General features: G+C 58.6%; 17 protein-coding genes and 1 riboswitch. Of the genes, 14 read left to right on the top strand and 3 right to left on the bottom strand.

All coding sequences use genetic code 11. From position 1 onward, the window contains the following. The first annotated feature begins 15 nt into the window (after window positions 1-15). Window positions 16-837, top strand: coding sequence for an ABC transporter permease (locus tag AC2FIO_RS10830; RefSeq protein WP_282170611.1), 822 nt, complete (start codon window positions 16-18; stop codon window positions 835-837). Here the strand turns inward: AC2FIO_RS10830 and AC2FIO_RS10825 are convergent. Beyond that, the gene (locus AC2FIO_RS10825; RefSeq protein ID WP_282170612.1) at window positions 834-1,436 is read right to left on the bottom strand and encodes an alpha-ketoglutarate-dependent dioxygenase AlkB family protein; all 603 of its coding nucleotides are present in this window, start codon (window positions 1,434-1,436) and stop codon (window positions 834-836) included. The two genes, AC2FIO_RS10830 and AC2FIO_RS10825, sit on opposite strands and share 4 nt — an antisense overlap. Window positions 1,437-1,648: 212 nt before the next feature. Here AC2FIO_RS10825 and dnaK point away from each other — a divergent pair, with 212 nt between their 5' ends. From dnaK to radC, 13 genes are all read left to right on the top strand, one after another. Beyond that, a complete protein-coding gene (gene dnaK / locus AC2FIO_RS10820) occupies window positions 1,649-3,559 on the top strand; it encodes a molecular chaperone DnaK (RefSeq protein ID WP_058275103.1) in 1,911 nt (636 codons plus the stop codon). Window positions 3,560-3,633: 74 nt separating this feature from the next. Continuing rightward, window positions 3,634-4,788 carry a molecular chaperone DnaJ gene (gene dnaJ / locus AC2FIO_RS10815; protein WP_282119766.1) on the top strand — a complete coding sequence of 385 codons (1,155 nt, stop codon included), beginning with the start codon at window positions 3,634-3,636 and terminating at the stop codon, window positions 4,786-4,788. A 129-nt stretch (window positions 4,789-4,917) separates the two neighbouring features. Continuing rightward, window positions 4,918-5,023, top strand: a riboswitch (TPP riboswitch). A 45-nt stretch (window positions 5,024-5,068) separates the two neighbouring features. Further along, the gene (thiD, locus tag AC2FIO_RS10810) at window positions 5,069-5,872 is read left to right on the top strand and encodes a bifunctional hydroxymethylpyrimidine kinase/phosphomethylpyrimidine kinase (protein ID WP_496697535.1); all 804 of its coding nucleotides are present in this window, start codon (window positions 5,069-5,071) and stop codon (window positions 5,870-5,872) included. Then, on the top strand, window positions 5,869-6,846 hold the full coding sequence (locus AC2FIO_RS10805) for an FAD-dependent oxidoreductase (RefSeq protein WP_496697533.1): 978 nt from the start codon (window positions 5,869-5,871) through the stop codon (window positions 6,844-6,846). Before thiD ends, AC2FIO_RS10805 begins: the two co-directional genes overlap by 4 nt. Beyond that, entirely contained in the window at window positions 6,830-7,024 is a 195-nt protein-coding gene (thiS, locus tag AC2FIO_RS10800) for a sulfur carrier protein ThiS (RefSeq protein ID WP_496697531.1), read from the top strand. Before AC2FIO_RS10805 ends, thiS begins: the two co-directional genes overlap by 17 nt. A gap of 3 nt (window positions 7,025-7,027) precedes the next feature. Next, window positions 7,028-7,792: a thiazole synthase gene (locus tag AC2FIO_RS10795; RefSeq protein WP_496697529.1), complete on the top strand. Its 765-nt coding sequence runs from the start codon at window positions 7,028-7,030 to the stop codon at window positions 7,790-7,792. Next, window positions 7,789-8,385, top strand: a complete 597-nt coding sequence (locus AC2FIO_RS10790; protein WP_496697527.1) for a thiamine phosphate synthase — start codon at window positions 7,789-7,791, stop codon at window positions 8,383-8,385. Before AC2FIO_RS10795 ends, AC2FIO_RS10790 begins: the two co-directional genes overlap by 4 nt. Next, window positions 8,382-9,344, top strand: a complete 963-nt coding sequence (locus AC2FIO_RS10785) for a HesA/MoeB/ThiF family protein (protein WP_496697525.1) — start codon at window positions 8,382-8,384, stop codon at window positions 9,342-9,344. The genes AC2FIO_RS10790 and AC2FIO_RS10785 overlap by 4 nt, the downstream gene beginning before the upstream one ends. 20 nt (window positions 9,345-9,364) lie before the next feature. After that, complete coding sequence (locus AC2FIO_RS10780; RefSeq protein WP_108860560.1) at window positions 9,365-10,300, top strand: ABC transporter substrate-binding protein; 936 nt, start codon at window positions 9,365-9,367, stop codon at window positions 10,298-10,300. After that, on the top strand, window positions 10,297-10,971 hold the full coding sequence (gene tenA / locus AC2FIO_RS10775) for a thiaminase II (RefSeq protein WP_496697523.1): 675 nt from the start codon (window positions 10,297-10,299) through the stop codon (window positions 10,969-10,971). Before AC2FIO_RS10780 ends, tenA begins: the two co-directional genes overlap by 4 nt. Beyond that, window positions 10,968-11,696, top strand: a complete 729-nt coding sequence (locus AC2FIO_RS10770) for an ABC transporter ATP-binding protein (protein WP_496697521.1) — start codon at window positions 10,968-10,970, stop codon at window positions 11,694-11,696. Before tenA ends, AC2FIO_RS10770 begins: the two co-directional genes overlap by 4 nt. Then, entirely contained in the window at window positions 11,693-12,427 is a 735-nt protein-coding gene (locus AC2FIO_RS10765) for an ABC transporter permease (protein ID WP_496697519.1), read from the top strand. The genes AC2FIO_RS10770 and AC2FIO_RS10765 overlap by 4 nt, the downstream gene beginning before the upstream one ends. A gap of 35 nt (window positions 12,428-12,462) precedes the next feature. Further along, the gene (gene radC / locus AC2FIO_RS10760; protein ID WP_496697517.1) at window positions 12,463-13,218 is read left to right on the top strand and encodes a RadC family protein; all 756 of its coding nucleotides are present in this window, start codon (window positions 12,463-12,465) and stop codon (window positions 13,216-13,218) included. Between the two features lie 3 nt (window positions 13,219-13,221). Here radC and AC2FIO_RS10755 read toward each other — a convergent pair whose 3' ends face one another. Both AC2FIO_RS10755 and AC2FIO_RS10750 read right to left on the bottom strand, forming a co-directional pair. Then, window positions 13,222-14,778, bottom strand: a complete 1,557-nt coding sequence (locus AC2FIO_RS10755) for a phosphate ABC transporter substrate-binding/OmpA family protein (RefSeq protein WP_496697515.1) — start codon at window positions 14,776-14,778, stop codon at window positions 13,222-13,224. Window positions 14,779-14,802: 24 nt separating this feature from the next. After that, the gene (locus tag AC2FIO_RS10750; protein ID WP_108860566.1) at window positions 14,803-15,729 is read right to left on the bottom strand and encodes a hypothetical protein; all 927 of its coding nucleotides are present in this window, start codon (window positions 15,727-15,729) and stop codon (window positions 14,803-14,805) included. Window positions 15,730-15,801 lie beyond the last annotated feature (72 nt).

Below are 15,801 nucleotides of genomic sequence, written 5' to 3'. Positions count from 1 at the left end.
GAAAGAGTGTACTGAGTGTTTTATTTTAAGCGAAAACAGACGCTTTTGGGCAGCGCTTTCACGACCGCTGAGCTTATCTATCATGCGGTTGTGCACGGGATACGATCAAAACACGCGAATGCCGTGATCGCGATCATCATCAATATCGTGCAAATTCTCGCACTTGTGACCGTTTTTTATCTGATCTTGTCGATGTTGGGCACACGAGTGGCCAAGATCCGGGGTAACTTTATCCTGTTTCTCTTATCAGGTGTGTTTCTGTTCCTGACTCACATCAAAGCCGTCTCGACCGTCGCTGGCGTGGCTACAGGAAACAACCCGATGATGCTGCACTCTCCGATGAATATGATGGTCGCGTTGTTGGCGACCGCCTTCGGATCGCTTTATACGCAATTGGTTTCGATCCTTGTGATCCTCTTCGCCTACAGCGTCATAATTGAGCCGCTGGAGATCCAAGAGCCCGGCGGCGCGTTCTATATGCTGATCCTGGCCTGGTTTACGGGATGTGCGGTGGGTGTTGTTTTCATGGCGCTCAAACCGTGGTTCCCCGGGACTGCTGATATTCTCAGAAACTTGTACCGACGCATGAACATGATTTTTTCGGGCAAAATGGTTGTAGGGAATGCGCTGGGTGGCTTCTTGCTGAGTTTCTTTGCCTGGAACCCGTTGTTTCACATAATTGACCAATGCCGTGGCTTTGTCTTTCGTAACTACTATCCACGTAACTCCAGTTGGGAATACGCGCTTTGGGTTGGGTTGGCCTTGCTGACAATTGGATTGCTGGGGATTTTTTACACCCGCCAGCATGTGTCGGCCAGTTGGGGGGCGCGCCGCTAACTCGCCACCCGTAGGGTCAGGTTGATCCGCCCGCCTTTGGGCAACAGCTTGGATGAACCGAAACGGATGCGGTCTACCCCGTGATAGGTCAGGCGGGCGGGGCCGCCCATAACCACGACGTCGCCGGAGTTCAGCCAGATCGACTCGGTCTTGCCGCCCCGGGTTTCGTTTCCGATGCGGAAAAGGGCATCGTCGCCCAGGGATATCGACAGGACAGGCCAGGAGAAATCGGCCTCGTCCTTGTCTTGATGCAGCCCCATGCGCGCACCTTCGCCGTAATAGTTGATCAGACAGCAATCCGGATCGCGTTGGGTACTGGCAAGCTTGCGCCAGATGCCCAGTATCGTATCAGGAATGTCGGGCCACACCATTCCTTTAGGGTGCTGCGCCTGATATCGGTAGCCCCCTTTGTCAGTGACCCAACCAAACGCTCCGGCTGAGGTCATGCGCACCGACATTTCCTTGCCCGAGGGCGTAACCGGCCGGAACAGCGGCGCAGATTTCAGAATCGGCCGCAACGCCTCAATCAGTTGCGTTTGTGCCGCAACGTCCAGATAGGCTTTTCTGATGTCAAATCCGCGCAAGAGCAGCCGCGCCATTGAAGATTCCCCAATCCTTGCCAAAACCTTGTCAAAAAGGCCGCAGATTCCCGAAAACCTGCCTTTTACACCGCTTGCAGGCCTCTGATCTCGCCCTTATATACGCCGGGACGCGCGATGGTGTAGTGCTGTTGCGCAAACCAGATCGGGACCGGACGCCATAACGGGTCCGGACCTCGAGACATCGCCTTGAAGAGAAAGGGATTGAACATATGGGAAAAGTAATCGGTATTGACCTCGGCACCACCAACTCGTGTGTGGCCATCATGGACGGCTCTCAGCCAAAGGTCATTGAAAACGCAGAAGGGGCGCGGACCACGCCCTCGATCGTCGCCTTCACCGAAGATGAGCGTCTGGTCGGTCAGCCTGCAAAACGTCAGGCGGTCACCAACCCCGACAACACGATCTTTGGCGTCAAGCGTCTGATCGGTCGTCGTGTGGATGATGCAGAAGTCCAGAAGGACAAGAAAATGGTGCCGTACGCCATCGTGGATGGCGGCAATGGCGACGCGTGGGTGGAAGCCCGCGGTGAAAAATACTCCCCAAGCCAGATTTCGGCCTTCACTCTGGGCAAGATGAAGGAAACCGCAGAAAGCTATCTGGGTGAAGAAGTTACGCAGGCGGTTATCACCGTTCCCGCGTATTTCAATGACGCCCAGCGTCAGGCCACCAAAGACGCAGGTAAAATCGCCGGTCTGGAAGTGCTGCGGATCATCAACGAACCGACAGCGGCTGCGCTGGCTTATGGCCTGGACAAAGAAGAAACCCAAACCATCGCGGTTTATGACCTTGGTGGTGGCACGTTCGACGTGACCATTCTGGAAATCGACGACGGGCTGTTCGAAGTCAAATCGACCAATGGCGACACCTTTCTGGGTGGTGAAGACTTTGACATGCGCATCGTCAACTACCTGGCGGATGAGTTCAAAAAGGAACACGGTGTCGATCTGTCCAGCGACAAGATGGCCCTGCAGCGTCTGAAGGAAGCCGCGGAAAAAGCCAAGATCGAACTGTCCTCGACCTCGCAGACTGAGATCAACCAGCCGTTCATCTCGATGGGCGCCAACGGTCAGCCGCTGCACATGGTCATGAAACTGACCCGTGCCAAGCTGGAATCGTTGGTCGGCGATCTGATCAAGAAGTCGATGAAACCCTGTCAGGCCGCATTGAAAGACGCCGGTCTGTCGGCGGGCGACATTGATGAGGTTGTTCTGGTCGGCGGTATGACCCGCATGCCCAAGGTGATCGAAGAGGTCACCAAATTCTTCGGTAAAGAACCGCACAAGGGTGTGAACCCGGACGAAGTTGTTGCCATGGGCGCCGCCATTCAGGCCGGTGTTCTGCAGGGTGACGTCAAAGACGTGGTTCTGCTGGACGTAACCCCGCTTTCGCTGGGTATCGAGACGCTTGGTGGCGTGTTCACTCGCCTTATCGACCGTAACACCACGATCCCGACGAAAAAGTCTCAGGTTTTCTCGACCGCCGAGGACAACCAGAACGCTGTGACCATCCGCTGTTTCCAGGGTGAGCGCGAAATGGCTGCGGATAACAAGATCCTGGGTCAGTTCAACCTTGAAGATATCCCGCCCGCACCGCGCGGCATGCCTCAGATCGAGGTGACTTTTGACATCGACGCCAACGGCATTGTCTCGGTTTCGGCCAAGGACAAAGGCACCGGTAAAGAGCAGAAGATCACCATCCAGGCATCGGGTGGTCTGTCGGACGAAGATATCGACAAGATGGTTAAGGACGCCGAAGAGAACGCCGAGGCGGACAAGGAACGCCGCGAGCTGATCGAGGCAAAGAACCAGGCGGAAAGCCTCATCCACTCGACCGAGAAGTCGATGGAAGAGCATGCCGACAAGGTCGACCCGACCACCATCGAAGCCATCGAGCTGGCGATTGTCGCGCTGAAGGACGAGCTGGAAACCGAGAATGCCGACAAGATCAAGTCAGGCATTCAGAACGTGACCGAAGCCGCCATGAAGCTGGGCGAAGCCATCTACAAGGCGCAGTCTGAAGAGACCGAGGATGAGCCTGCGGCGGCGGATGCTGCTCCGGCTGGTGAAGACGATATCGTCGATGCCGAATTCGAAGATCTTGACGACGAAAAGCGTAAGTAACGGGAAACCGGGCCAATTCGGGCCGGTCCGGTCACCGGGCCGGCCCGATTACGTTGCGGCAGAAGGAAATACTGATGTCAAAACGCGACTACTATGATGTGCTCGGCGTGTCCAAGGGCGCATCAGCGGACGAGATCAAGAAGGGCTTTCGCACGAAAGCCAAGGAATTGCATCCCGACCGTAACAAGGACAACCCGGATTCCGAGGCTCAGTTCAAAGAAGCGAACGAAGCTTACGACGTCTTGCGCGATGCCGAAAAAAAGGCCGCGTATGACCGTTTTGGTCATGCCGCGTTTGAAAACGGTATGGGCGGCGGTGGTCGTCCCGGCGGCGGATTTGGCGGGCAGGGCGACTTCTCCAGTGCCTTCTCGGACGTGTTCGATGACCTGTTCGGCGATTTTATGGGTGGTCAGCGCGGTGCTACCGGGGGTGGTCGACGGGCCGCGCGCGGGTCAGACCTGCGTTACAACCTGCGTGTAAGCTTGGAAGAAGCATTCTCTGGCCTGCAAAAGACGATCAACGTGCCTGCTGCCGTGGCCTGCTCGGCCTGTGACGGCTCGGGTGCGGAAGGCGGGGTTGAGCCCACAACCTGCCCGACCTGTTCGGGCATGGGAAAAGTGCGGGCGCAACAGGGCTTTTTCACAGTTGAACGGTCGTGTCCGACTTGTTCGGGTCTGGGTCAAATTATCAAGAACCCCTGTAAATCATGCGGCGGCGCCGGGCGCGTCGAAAAAGAACGCGCGCTGTCGGTCAACATTCCGGCTGGTGTCGAAACCGGCACACGCATCCGTCTTGCGGGCGAAGGTGAGGCCGGGATGCGCGGTGGTCCTCCGGGCGACCTGTATATTTTTGTCGAAGTTTCGGACCACAAGCTGTTCGAGCGCGACAGCGTAAACCTGTATTGCCGCGTTCCGGTCAGCATGGCTAAGGCAGCGCTGGGCGGTTCGATCGAAGTGCCCACCATCGACGGTGGCCGTGGTCGCGTGCAAATTCCGGCTGGCAGTCAGTCAGGACGTCAGATGCGCTTGCGCAGCAAAGGCATGCCCGCCCTTCGCGGCGGTGGCGTTGGCGATATGTTCATCGAACTGGCCGTCGAAACCCCGGTCAATCTGACCAGCCGTCAAAAAGAGCTGCTGCGTGAGTTCGACGATCTGGGCGAAGATAACCATCCGGAATCAAAAAGCTTTTTCTCGTCCGTCAAGTCATTTTGGGACGGTATGAAGGGCTGAACCTGCACACCTGAACATCAAACAGAAGCCGGTCCGTTGAGGCCGGCTTTTGCATTTCATAAGTCCAGTTTGACCGTAATCTGCATCAAAATTGGCCCTTGATTCCCCCGCCATCCCCTGAGAGTGTCGCCCCAACCGTTGGGGTGCCCTGTTTGGGGGCTGAGAGGCGTGAATGCGCTAACCCATCGAACCTGATCCGGGCAATACCGGCGTAGGGAACGGTCTTATAGTGCTTAGACGTTTTCCATGCCCGTTGCCCATTTTGAACTGGAGCAACGACATGGCACCCATTGCCTTAACAATCGCAGGATCTGACAGCGGCGGAGGGGCCGGAATTCAGGCAGACCTCAAGGCCATGTCGGCGCTTGGCGTCTACGGTGCCAGTGTGATTACCGCAGTGACGGCGCAGAATACTCGCGCAGTTGCGGCGGTGCATGGCATCCCTGTAGACGTCATTGCAGCCCAGATCGAGGCTGTTCTGACCGACCTGGATGTTGGTGCGATCAAGATCGGAATGCTGTCGACCCCTCAGATCATCCAATGTGTCGCAGACAGTATCGCCGAATTTGATGGGCCGTTAGTTTTGGATCCGGTCATGATAGCGAAATCCGGCGATGCGTTGTTGGCAGAAGAGGCGGTGCAAACCCTGCGCGACGTATTGTTGCCACGCGCGACCGTGTTAACGCCAAACCTGCCCGAAGCAGCCTGCCTGCTGGGCTCTGAGTCTGCGGACAGCCTCGAACAGATGATCGCACAAGGGCAAGATCTGTGTTCACTTGGCGCTGGCGCGGTTCTGATGAAGGGCGGTCACGGCAAGGGCGACATCTGCCACGACATATTGATCTCACATTCGGGCGTGATTGCTCAGTTTCAAGCGCCGCGCCGACAGACCCGCAACACCCACGGAACCGGCTGCACCCTGTCCTCATCCATAGCGGCCGGGTTGGCCAAGAGCCTTTCGCTAACCGAGGCCGTGGAGCAAGCACATGACTATCTGCAGGGCGCTATCGCTCAGGCCGATGCTTTGAACATCGGGCAAGGTCACGGGCCTGTTCATCACTTCCATCAGGTTTGGCCCGCGTGACCGTCTGGTCGATCATAGGCGCAGGTGTGGCCGGGTTGGCCGTTGCATCCGAACTTGTCGCGCGCGGGGCCAAGGTTCAGGTGTTTGATCCAGGCGGTGCACCGGGGCCGCATGGCTGCTCATGGTGCGCGGGCGGAATGTTGGCACCGTGGTGCGAGTATGAAAACGCGGAGGAACCTGTCCTGCGTCTGGGGCAATTGGCAATCGACTGGTGGGCCAAGCGAACTCAGGTCCACAGGCGCGGCACACTGGTTGTTGCCAACCCACGGGACCTGCCGGATCTACGTCGTTTCGCCCGCAGAACTGAGGGGTTTTCCGAAGTTGATACCGGCGAAATTGCCCAATTAGAGCCTTATCTTCACGGTTTCGGAAAGGGTCTCTACTTTGATGCCGAGGCCCATTTGAACCCGCGTCAAGCCTTGTTGGATCTGTCACACCAGCTTCAGGATCACGGTGTTGAATTCCATCATGCGCGCGCTCCGACGGGATTGGACAACGCCATTGATTGCCGGGGTCTGCACGCGCGCGAATACCTGCAGGACTTGCGCGGCGTGAAGGGTGAGATGCTGGTGATCCGGTGCCCAGACGTGACACTGACCCGGCCTATACGACTGCTTCATCCACGCGTGCCGCTGTATATCGTTCCACGCGGCGACGGCGTCTACATGCTGGGCGCAACAATGATCGAATCCGAGGACAGCAGCCGAATTACCGCACGCTCGATGCTTGAGTTGCTGAGCGCAGCCTACGCCCTGAACCCCGCCTTTGGTGAGGCTGAAGTGTTGGAAATCGGTGTCGATCTGCGCCCCGCTTTCCCCGACAACCTGCCGCGTATTCGGCGACTGGGACCGACAATCTACGCCAACGGCCTCTACCGCCACGGCTACCTGCTGGCCCCTGCACTGGCAAAGGGCGTGGCTGACCTGGCGTTGGACAACAAACATTCGGAGATGGTTGATGAATATTGTACTTAATGGCGAAAAGCGCGAGGTGCAGGCCGAAACTCTTGCCGATCTTTTGCAGGAATGTGGGTTTTCGGGCCGGGTGGCGACGGCTGTGAACGAGGGTTTTGTGCCCTCAAGCCTGCGCAAAGCTCGCAATATCAAGGATGGCGATCGGATCGAAGTCGTCGCCCCGATGCAGGGGGGCTGAACGATGAAGACGTTCTATGGCACACCTCTGTCGAACCCGTTGATGCTGGGCACAGCGCAATATTCAAGCCCTGCAATCTTGGAACAGGCATTTCGGGACAGCGGGGCCGGGGTGGCCACCGTATCTTTGCGACGCGAAGCAGGCGCAGGACAAACCTTTTGGCAGATGGTCCGCGATCTGAGCGTTCTTGTCCTGCCCAACACAGCAGGTTGCCATACGGTGAAAGAGGCTGTGACCACCGCTCATATGGCGCGAGAGGTGTTTGACACCAAATGGATCAAGCTGGAACTGATCGGGCATACCGACAGCCTGCAGCCCGACGTGTTCCAATTGGTCGAGGCCGCGCGCATTCTGAGCGAAGACGGGTTCGAGGTGTTTCCGTACACCACGGACGACCTGATCGTGGGTGAGCGCCTTTTGGCGGCAGGGTGTGAAGTTCTGATGCCTTGGGGGGCCCCGATTGGTTCGGGCCGCGGTCTGAACAACGAATACGCCCTGCGCGCAATGCGCGCTGAGTTTCCCGAAATACCACTGGTGATTGACGCTGGTATCGGCCTGCCCAGCCACGCCGCACATGCGATGGAGCTTGGGTATGATGCCGTTCTGCTGAACACCGCGGTGGCACGGGCCGGCGATCCCGCCGCAATGGCCAAGGCGATGAAGCTGGCCATCGAGGCCGGGCGATTGGCCTATCAGGCCGACCCGATCGAAGCGCGCGATATGGCCGAACCCTCGACCCCTGTTATTGGAAAGGCGTTTTTGTCATGAACCTCGACCGGTTTTATCCAATCTTCGACCATTCCGACTGGCTGCGCCGGATGCTGCCCTTGGGCGTGAAGCTGGTTCAGCTCCGGATCAAGGACCAGCCGGACAAGGTCGTACGCGAACAGATCGCGGTTTCGCGGGATCTGTGCCGTGCGCATGACGCTGTTCTGGTGGTGAATGACCATTGGCAGGTTGCCATCGACGCAGGCTGCGACTGGATTCATTTGGGACAAGAGGATCTGGATGACGCAGATCTGAAGGCGATCCGACGCGCAGGGCTGAAACTGGGTGTCTCGACCCATGACGATGACGAGCTTGAGCGTGTTCTGGCCATGAGCCCCGACTATGTTGCGCTTGGGCCGGTCTACCCAACGATCCTGAAAAAGATGAAATGGAAACAACAGGGCCTGCCGCGTGTCACTGAATGGAAAGCGCGCGTGGGGGAAGTCCCTTTGGTCGGTATTGGCGGGATGAGTGTCGAGCGCGTGCCGGGTGTGTTGCAGGCCGGGGCGGACATTGTCTCAGTCGTGACAGACATCACCTTGAATGCAGACCCAGAAGCCCGCGTACGTGCGTGGATCGAGGTCACCACATGAGCCGCTACGCCCGTCAGATGATCTTGCCGGAGGTCGACGCGCGTGGACAAGCCCGCTTATCCGACGCACGGGTTCTTGTGGTGGGGGCCGGGGGGCTGGCAGCGCCGGTTTTGCCTTTGCTTGCTGGGGCCGGGGTCGGGCATTTGACCATCATGGATCGCGATGAGGTCGCCCTGTCGAACCTCCATCGCCAGACCTTGTTTGCGGAGGGGGACTGTGGTCGCCCCAAAGCCGAAGTCGCGGCTGAGCGGTGTCAGGCCTTAAACTCTGAAATTACAATCTCCACGAAAAATCAGGCTCTAACCAACTTAAATTCGCAACGCTTTGTCTCACAAGCCGACGTCATTCTCGATTGCGCAGACAGTTATGCTGCAAGCTATTCGTTGTCGGACACGTGTCGCGCGCTTGGCAAACCGTTGATAAGCGCCTCGGTCCTGGGGTTGTCCGGTTATGTCGCCGGTTTCTGCGGCGGTACCCCATCTTTGCGGGCGGTTTTTCCCGACGCGCCGGGCAGTGGTGCAAGCTGTGCCACCGCCGGTGTGTTGGGTCCCGTCGTCGGAATGATTGGCGCAATGCAGGCGCAAATGGCGCTGAGCGTTATTCTCGGGCTGGACCCTTCGCCCTTGGGGCAGATGGTACAGTTCGATGCCCGAACGATGCGAAGCACAACGTTCCGCTTTGACGATGCGCCCGAGCCCAACCATCACTTCCCGTTTGTGTCGGTCTGCCAACTGACCACGGATGATCTGATCATCGAGTTGCGCAGCCCGGATGAGGCCCCTGAACCCATTCATCCCAAAGCGTTCCGCGGGTCTTCTGAATTGGTAAAAATAGAGCCTAATAAAGGCAAAAGGCTGGCACTTTGCTGTTCAACCGGCCTGCGTGCGTGGCGTGCTGCCGAAAAATTGCAACCGGATTGGCCGGGCGAGATCGTTCTCGTCGCGGCCTCAACCTCGTGAACGAAAAGGATACGCGAGATATGAAAAAGCTGATGACAGCAATTGCCCTGCTGGCCGCTGCGCCGGCCTGGGCCGAAGACAAGATGACCGTTCTGCTGGACTGGTTCGTTAACCCCGACCACGGGCCCATCATCGTGGCGCAAGAGAACGGATACTTTGCCGACGAGGGGCTGGAGATTGAGATTGTGCCACCCGCGGATCCATCGGCCCCTCCGCGTCTGGTTGCCGCCGGTCAAGCCGATCTGGCGGTCTCCTACCAGCCGCAACTTCACCTGCAAATCCATGAGGGTCTGCCGCTTAAGCGCGTCGGCACCTTGGTCGCGACGCCGTTGAACTGCCTGCTGGTGCTACAGGACGGTCCGATCAAAACGCTCGCCGACCTCAAGGGCAAAAAAATCGGCTTCTCGGTCGCGGGCGTTGAAGAGGCCGTTCTGGGCGCCATGCTGAACGCCCATGATGTCGCGCTGGATGATATTGAGATGGTCAACGTCAATTTCTCGCTTTCGCCCTCGCTGATGACGGGACAGGTGGATGCGGTGATCGGTGCCTTCCGGAACTTTGAGCTGAACCAGATGGACATCGAAGGCGTCGCGGGCCGTTGTTTCTACATCGAGGAAGAAGGGGTACCGTCTTATGATGAGCTGATCTATGTCGCCAATCCCGACACGATGGATGCCGACAAGGTCGCCCGTTTCCTGGCTGCGACCGAAAAGGCGACCCAGTTCATCGTTAACAACCCGGAAAAAAGCTGGGATATCTTTGCCGCCACCTCACCCGAACTGCAGGATGAACTGAACGCGCGCGCTTGGGTGGATACACTGCCCCGCTTCGCGCTGCGCCCGGCGGGCTTTGATGCAGGTCGCTATGCCCGTTTCGAGGCGTTCCTGAAAGACAGCGGCATGATCGACAGCATCAATCCGGTCAGCGACATCTCAGTAGATGTGACCGTGCAATGAGCGACTATGGCAAAGCATTCGCGCTGATGCGTGAGGCGGCGCAGGGGCCGTGGCAGGATTACACCTGCCACGCTTTTGTCGAAGGGATGAAGGACGGCTCACTGCCGCGCGCGGCGTTTCTGCACTATCTGCGGCAAGACTATGTGTTCCTGATTCATTTCTCTCGCGCATGGGCGCTGGCGGTTGTGAAGTCGGAAACGCATGAGGAAATGCTGGCAGCCTCGCGCACCGTGAACGGGTTGATCAGCGAAGAGATGAAGCTGCATATCGGGATCTGCGAGGCCGAAGGCATCCCGCAGGACCAGCTGTTTGCCACGCCGGAACGTGCCGGGAACTTGGCATATACGCGTTTCGTGCTAGAGGCTGGGTACAGCGGCGATCTACTTGATCTGCTGGCGGCTTTGGTACCTTGTGTGATGGGCTATGGTGAGATTGGCACAAGACTGGCGACCGAGGCGACGTCTGACACCTATCGCGATTGGATCGCCACCTATGCCAGCGATGACTACCAAGATGCTTGCGTGGCGGTTGGAGAATTGTTGGATATGGCTCTAACGAGGCGTATTGGCGAGAATTTCGAAGCATCCCCGCGTTGGACTCGTCTGTGCCACACCTTCCGTACCGCGACCGAGTTAGAGGTCAATTTTTGGCAAATGGGCCTGACCCCATGACCTCAGCCCCCGATCTGACCGTCCGTGGTTCGGCTGCGATTGGCGACGCGTTATTGTTCGCGCGGTTGACCCTGACGCTTGCAGCAGGGCGGTGGACGTGTCTGCTGGGTGGATCGGGGGTCGGCAAAACCACCATTCTGCGCCTGATTGCTGGCTTGGACACTGGCGCAGAGTTCACCGGTCAGATTACCGCCAGTGACGGGCAATCTGTGCGGGAGCGGGTAGCCTACATGGCGCAGGACGATCTGTTGTTGCCTTGGGCGACCGTGGCGCAGAACGTCCTGCTGGGTGCGCGGTTGCGCGGAGAAAAGCCAGATTTGCGCCGCCGTGATCAGCTGATCGAACGGATGCGCCTGCAGGATCATATGGCCAAGAAGCCTGGCGAACTCTCTGGTGGGCAACGTCAGCGCGTGGCTCTGGCCCGCACGTTGATGGAGGATCGGCCCATCGTTCTGCTGGACGAGCCGTTCTCGGCCCTGGACGCCCGCACCCGCGCGGATATGCAGGACCTTGCGGCCGAAGCGTTACAGGGCCGAACTGTTCTGCTGGTCACCCATGATCCGGGCGAGGCTGCGCGGTTGGGTCAATCCATCGTGGTCATGACGCAGAACGGCATAACGCCCTGCCAGCCCCCACATGCACCGGCCCCGCGCAAGGTGGACGATCTGGAAACGCTGGAAACGCAAGGCGCGCTACTGCTGCTGTTGCGGGAGGAGGCGGCATGAAACTGCTGTCGGGCCTTGCCGCCACTCTGTTCGCGTTGGCAATCTGGCAGGCAATCGTCTCGGCAACCGGCCTTCCGAAATTCATCCTTCCGGGCCCCGCTTTGGTGGCTGAGACCTGGTGGCAAAACCGCTGGATCATTGCTGAACACACATGGGTCACGGCCGTTGAGGTCATAATCGGCCTGGCCTGCGGGACGGTATTGGGGGTCGTTACCGCGCTGCAACTGGCCAATTCCCGCGCCACGCGGGTGCTGGTGCAGCCGATGCTGGTGTTCACGCAGGCGTTGCCGGTCTTCGCGCTGGCGCCCTTGCTGACCCTTTGGTTGGGTTACGGTCTATGGTCCAAGGTCGCGATGGCGGTATTGATTATTTATTTCCCGATCACTTCGTCCTTCTTTGACGGCTTGATGCGGACCCCACCCGGATATCTGGACCTTGCGCGCACGATGCAGGTTGGCCCGCGAGCGGTGTTGTGGCACATTCGTATCCCCGCAGCTTTGCCCTCATTGGCTTCGGGCATGCGGCTGGCGGCCGTCTATGCCCCGATCGGAGCGGTGATCGGCGAATGGGTCGGGTCGTCGCAAGGATTGGGGTACCTAATGCTGCTAGCCAATGGGCGGGCCAAAACCGGTTTGATGTTTGCGGCGATGCTGACTCTGGGGGTGTTTTCGATCCTGTTGCACATGGTTGTCCGACGGGCAACTGAAGGCATTGCGGGTGAGATGCGTTAACCATTCAGAAACCGATTCTGCGGCACGGTGGTCCCATGACTCAGGACGCCTTTGCCGAAGCCCCGATGCTGTTTGAAACCGACGAAGCGCCGGTGCAACCGCTGCCGTCTGGTCGCTTGCCGTCGTATATCAAAGATCACCGCAAACGATTGCGCGAACGGTTCATATCTGGTGGGTCGGCGGCAATGCCGGATTACGAATTGTTGGAACTTGCCCTGTTCCGCTCGATCCCCCGGCAGGATGTCAAACCCCTGGCCCGTGCGCTGATGGATACGTTTGGCGACTTTAACCGCGTGCTGACCGCACCCGAAGAACGGCTGCGGCAAATCAAAGGCGTAGGCGATACGGTGATCACTGACCTGAAAATCCTTGAGGCGTGTGCACATCGGATGACCCGCGCGCGGGTCATGCAACGGCACGTCGTATCAGGCTGGGACGCATTGCTGGATTATTGCCATACGACGATGGCCCATCGCGAGACTGAGCAGTTCCGCGTATTCTACCTTGACCGCAAGAACGTACTTATCGCGGATGAAGAACAGGCCAAAGGCACTGTCGACCACGTCCCCGTCTATCCGCGTGAGGTAGCCAAACGCGCGCTGGAGCTGAATGCCTCGGCGCTAATCTTGGTACACAATCACCCATCGGGCGATCCGACACCGTCGCAATCGGATATCGATATGACCAACCGAATTCAGGATGCCTGCGTCGCGCTGGGCCTGACGCTGCATGACCATCTGATTATTGGAAAATCGAATGAGTTGAGCTTTCGGTCCGAGGGCTATTTGTAAGGGTTACTGAACCCAGACCTCGACCCTGCGATTGACTTTGCGGCCCCAGTCCGTGTCATCACAGGCCATGGGCATTGCCTCGCCAAATGCGTCCACGGCGATCTCGACACTCTCCGGAATGGCTGTTTCTACCGCCGACAGCACTGCGTTGCGCACGGTCTTTGCCCGCAGCAATGCGATCCTTGCATTGGCTGTGGCCGCGCCTTCGCCGTCGCTAAAGCCCACAAAAGTGAGCTTACGGGCGTCGATAGCCCCGGTTTCGAGGGCGTGGGCCAACTGCCGGATGTTGGAACGTGACTGCGCGTCGGGTCTGGAGGAACCGGCCTCGAAACGGAACGACAGAGACAGGCGCGATTGTGGGCGCAGCGTGTCGATCATGCGCTGTAACTCTTCCAACCCGACCTCGGCACCACCTGAAACCACTGCGTTGGCCAGACGATCCCCTTGCAACCCCATCCGCATGGTTTCGGGTTCTTGATCCACAAATCCGGCATCGCGGATCGCCATCTGTGCCTCGGCGCTTTGCGAATAGGCCAGGAATTGCCGTGCGATGCGGGGCAGGCGGATTTCCGGCAGATACAGGAACATCGGCGATGTCAGCGGATAGTCTTCGGTCTTGATGGATTGCCGCGTGGCGGTCAGCGCGTGACCGCAACCGCCGGTCAAAGGCAGGCCCCGGGCAGGCCCGACCTCGGCATGGCTGGCGATACCGATGGCAAAAGGGTCATCAGCAACAGCGCGAACCAGATCGCTGCTACGGGTGTGACGGACGATTCCCTCGGCCAGCGTGGATTGAGCGGGGGCCAGCAACCGATCCTCAACCCCTTGCGCCAAACCTGAACCGGCGTCTGGTAAGTGCAGGGAAACGGGCGCATCGGGTCCTCCTAATTCAGACCAGTTTTGGATCTCGCCGGAAAACACGCTCATCAGTTCTGCGGGCGAAATTTGCCGCGCCGGGTTTTCCCGGGCCACAATTGGGACCAGCGCGTCCAGCGCGATGACCCGGGAACGCCTTGCATCTGCCAGATCACCCAGACCAGCGGTCTGCGCAGCCTCCTGTTCCGATGGGCGAATTTCACGCAGTGCCATGACGATATCGGTCTCATCGGCGATCAGATCCGCAAAGCCGCTACCTGTGTTGTTGGGGGCGAAATAGAACCGTCCCAAAGGAGCATCGCGCCCGGTCTGGTGAAGCTCGTAGGTGAATGCGCCCGAATCCAAACGCTGCGGCGTCGCCGACATCCCCTCTTGCTGGGCGAAACCAACGATCAGGGCCGGCAGTACCTTTTCCGCCATGACGGAGGAACCAGAGAACCGAACCTCGGCCACGAAATCCGTAAGGTTGGGGCAGGCGGGTCCTTCGCAGGTCACACCCGACCCATCCACTGTCAGCTCACCGAACTGCGTATCCACGCGATAGAACTCGCCATCAAAGCTCAGCAGGTTGCCTGTGACCTCGACCTTGCCGTCTTGCGAGGTCAGCGTGATATCCTGTGCGTGCACATATGACGCCAGAGTCACCGAAATCAGTGTGGCCACTGCCACACGAAAAAATGTCATAAGAAAGTCGAGCCTGCCTGCGGTTTAATTTGCCGCGATTGTCAGGTCTTGGAGCAGATTATTCAACACCAGAAAATCACCGGCCTGCGTGCAATCCGGCATGGGCAGCGTCAAATCGCGCGACCGCAGGCGGCGATCGCCACGCAGCTCGAGTGATTGAACGGCCAAATCCCGGCCGCAATTTGCCTCGGTCACTTCGGCCTCCACCGTCAGTTCGATCGAACCGGTCTGGCTGGTTTCGCCTGCAGGGAAGGAATAAATTTCGATATTCTGCGCGTCGCCGAACGCCTGTTGGCCCAGATGCACGACCTTACCCGCACCTTTCGCGTCAGGGTTCGACGATACATGTCCGGCGGTTCCATAGCTGGCCCCAAATTCCAGCGCATGGATCTGCAGGTCTGTCTCACCCTGCCATTGCAGTGCGATGCGGTTGTAGTTGGCCAGGTCGGGGATGTGAGTGGTGGCTACGGTCCCGGTCTGATCATCCACCGAGATCAGAAAGATCGCATATTCCGACAGGGCCGGGATCGTCAGATCCAAAGCGCCGTTTTTGTCCGTTCGTTGGGTAACTGTTAGTCCGCTGTGATGGATTTCGATCCGTTCATTGCCGTGGCAGGGGGCTTTGACGGTCAGGCGCGCCGCAGCGCCGGGGACGGATTTTGCGCGGGCACTGAGAGTGCAGCTTTTCTGATCAGAGGGGGTCGATCGGGCGGGTTGCAGGGCTCGCCGCGATGCCTTGATGTCGGTGGTTGCATCAGCGGCCGGAAGCGAGGAGGTCAGAACAATTCCTTCCAGCCCGGCAATCACCGAGGACTGATTGGCGGCAGCCACAGTTACAGGAGCCTGCGCGCCATCCGATTGCGCTGGCGATCCATTTTGCATCAGGTAACCAATGGCTAAGGCACAAGCGACGGTGCCGCCAGTGGTCACGTAATTCTTTATTACAAACAAAACACCCTCCCCAGTTGAAGGAGCGAGTCGCATCCTGAAGTTGAATCACGGCCAATATGTGGCCGTGAAACG

The sequence above is a fragment of the Ruegeria sp. CDSB086 genome, from assembly GCF_059611065.1.
This window is presented reverse-complemented; position numbering and strand designations above follow the sequence as displayed.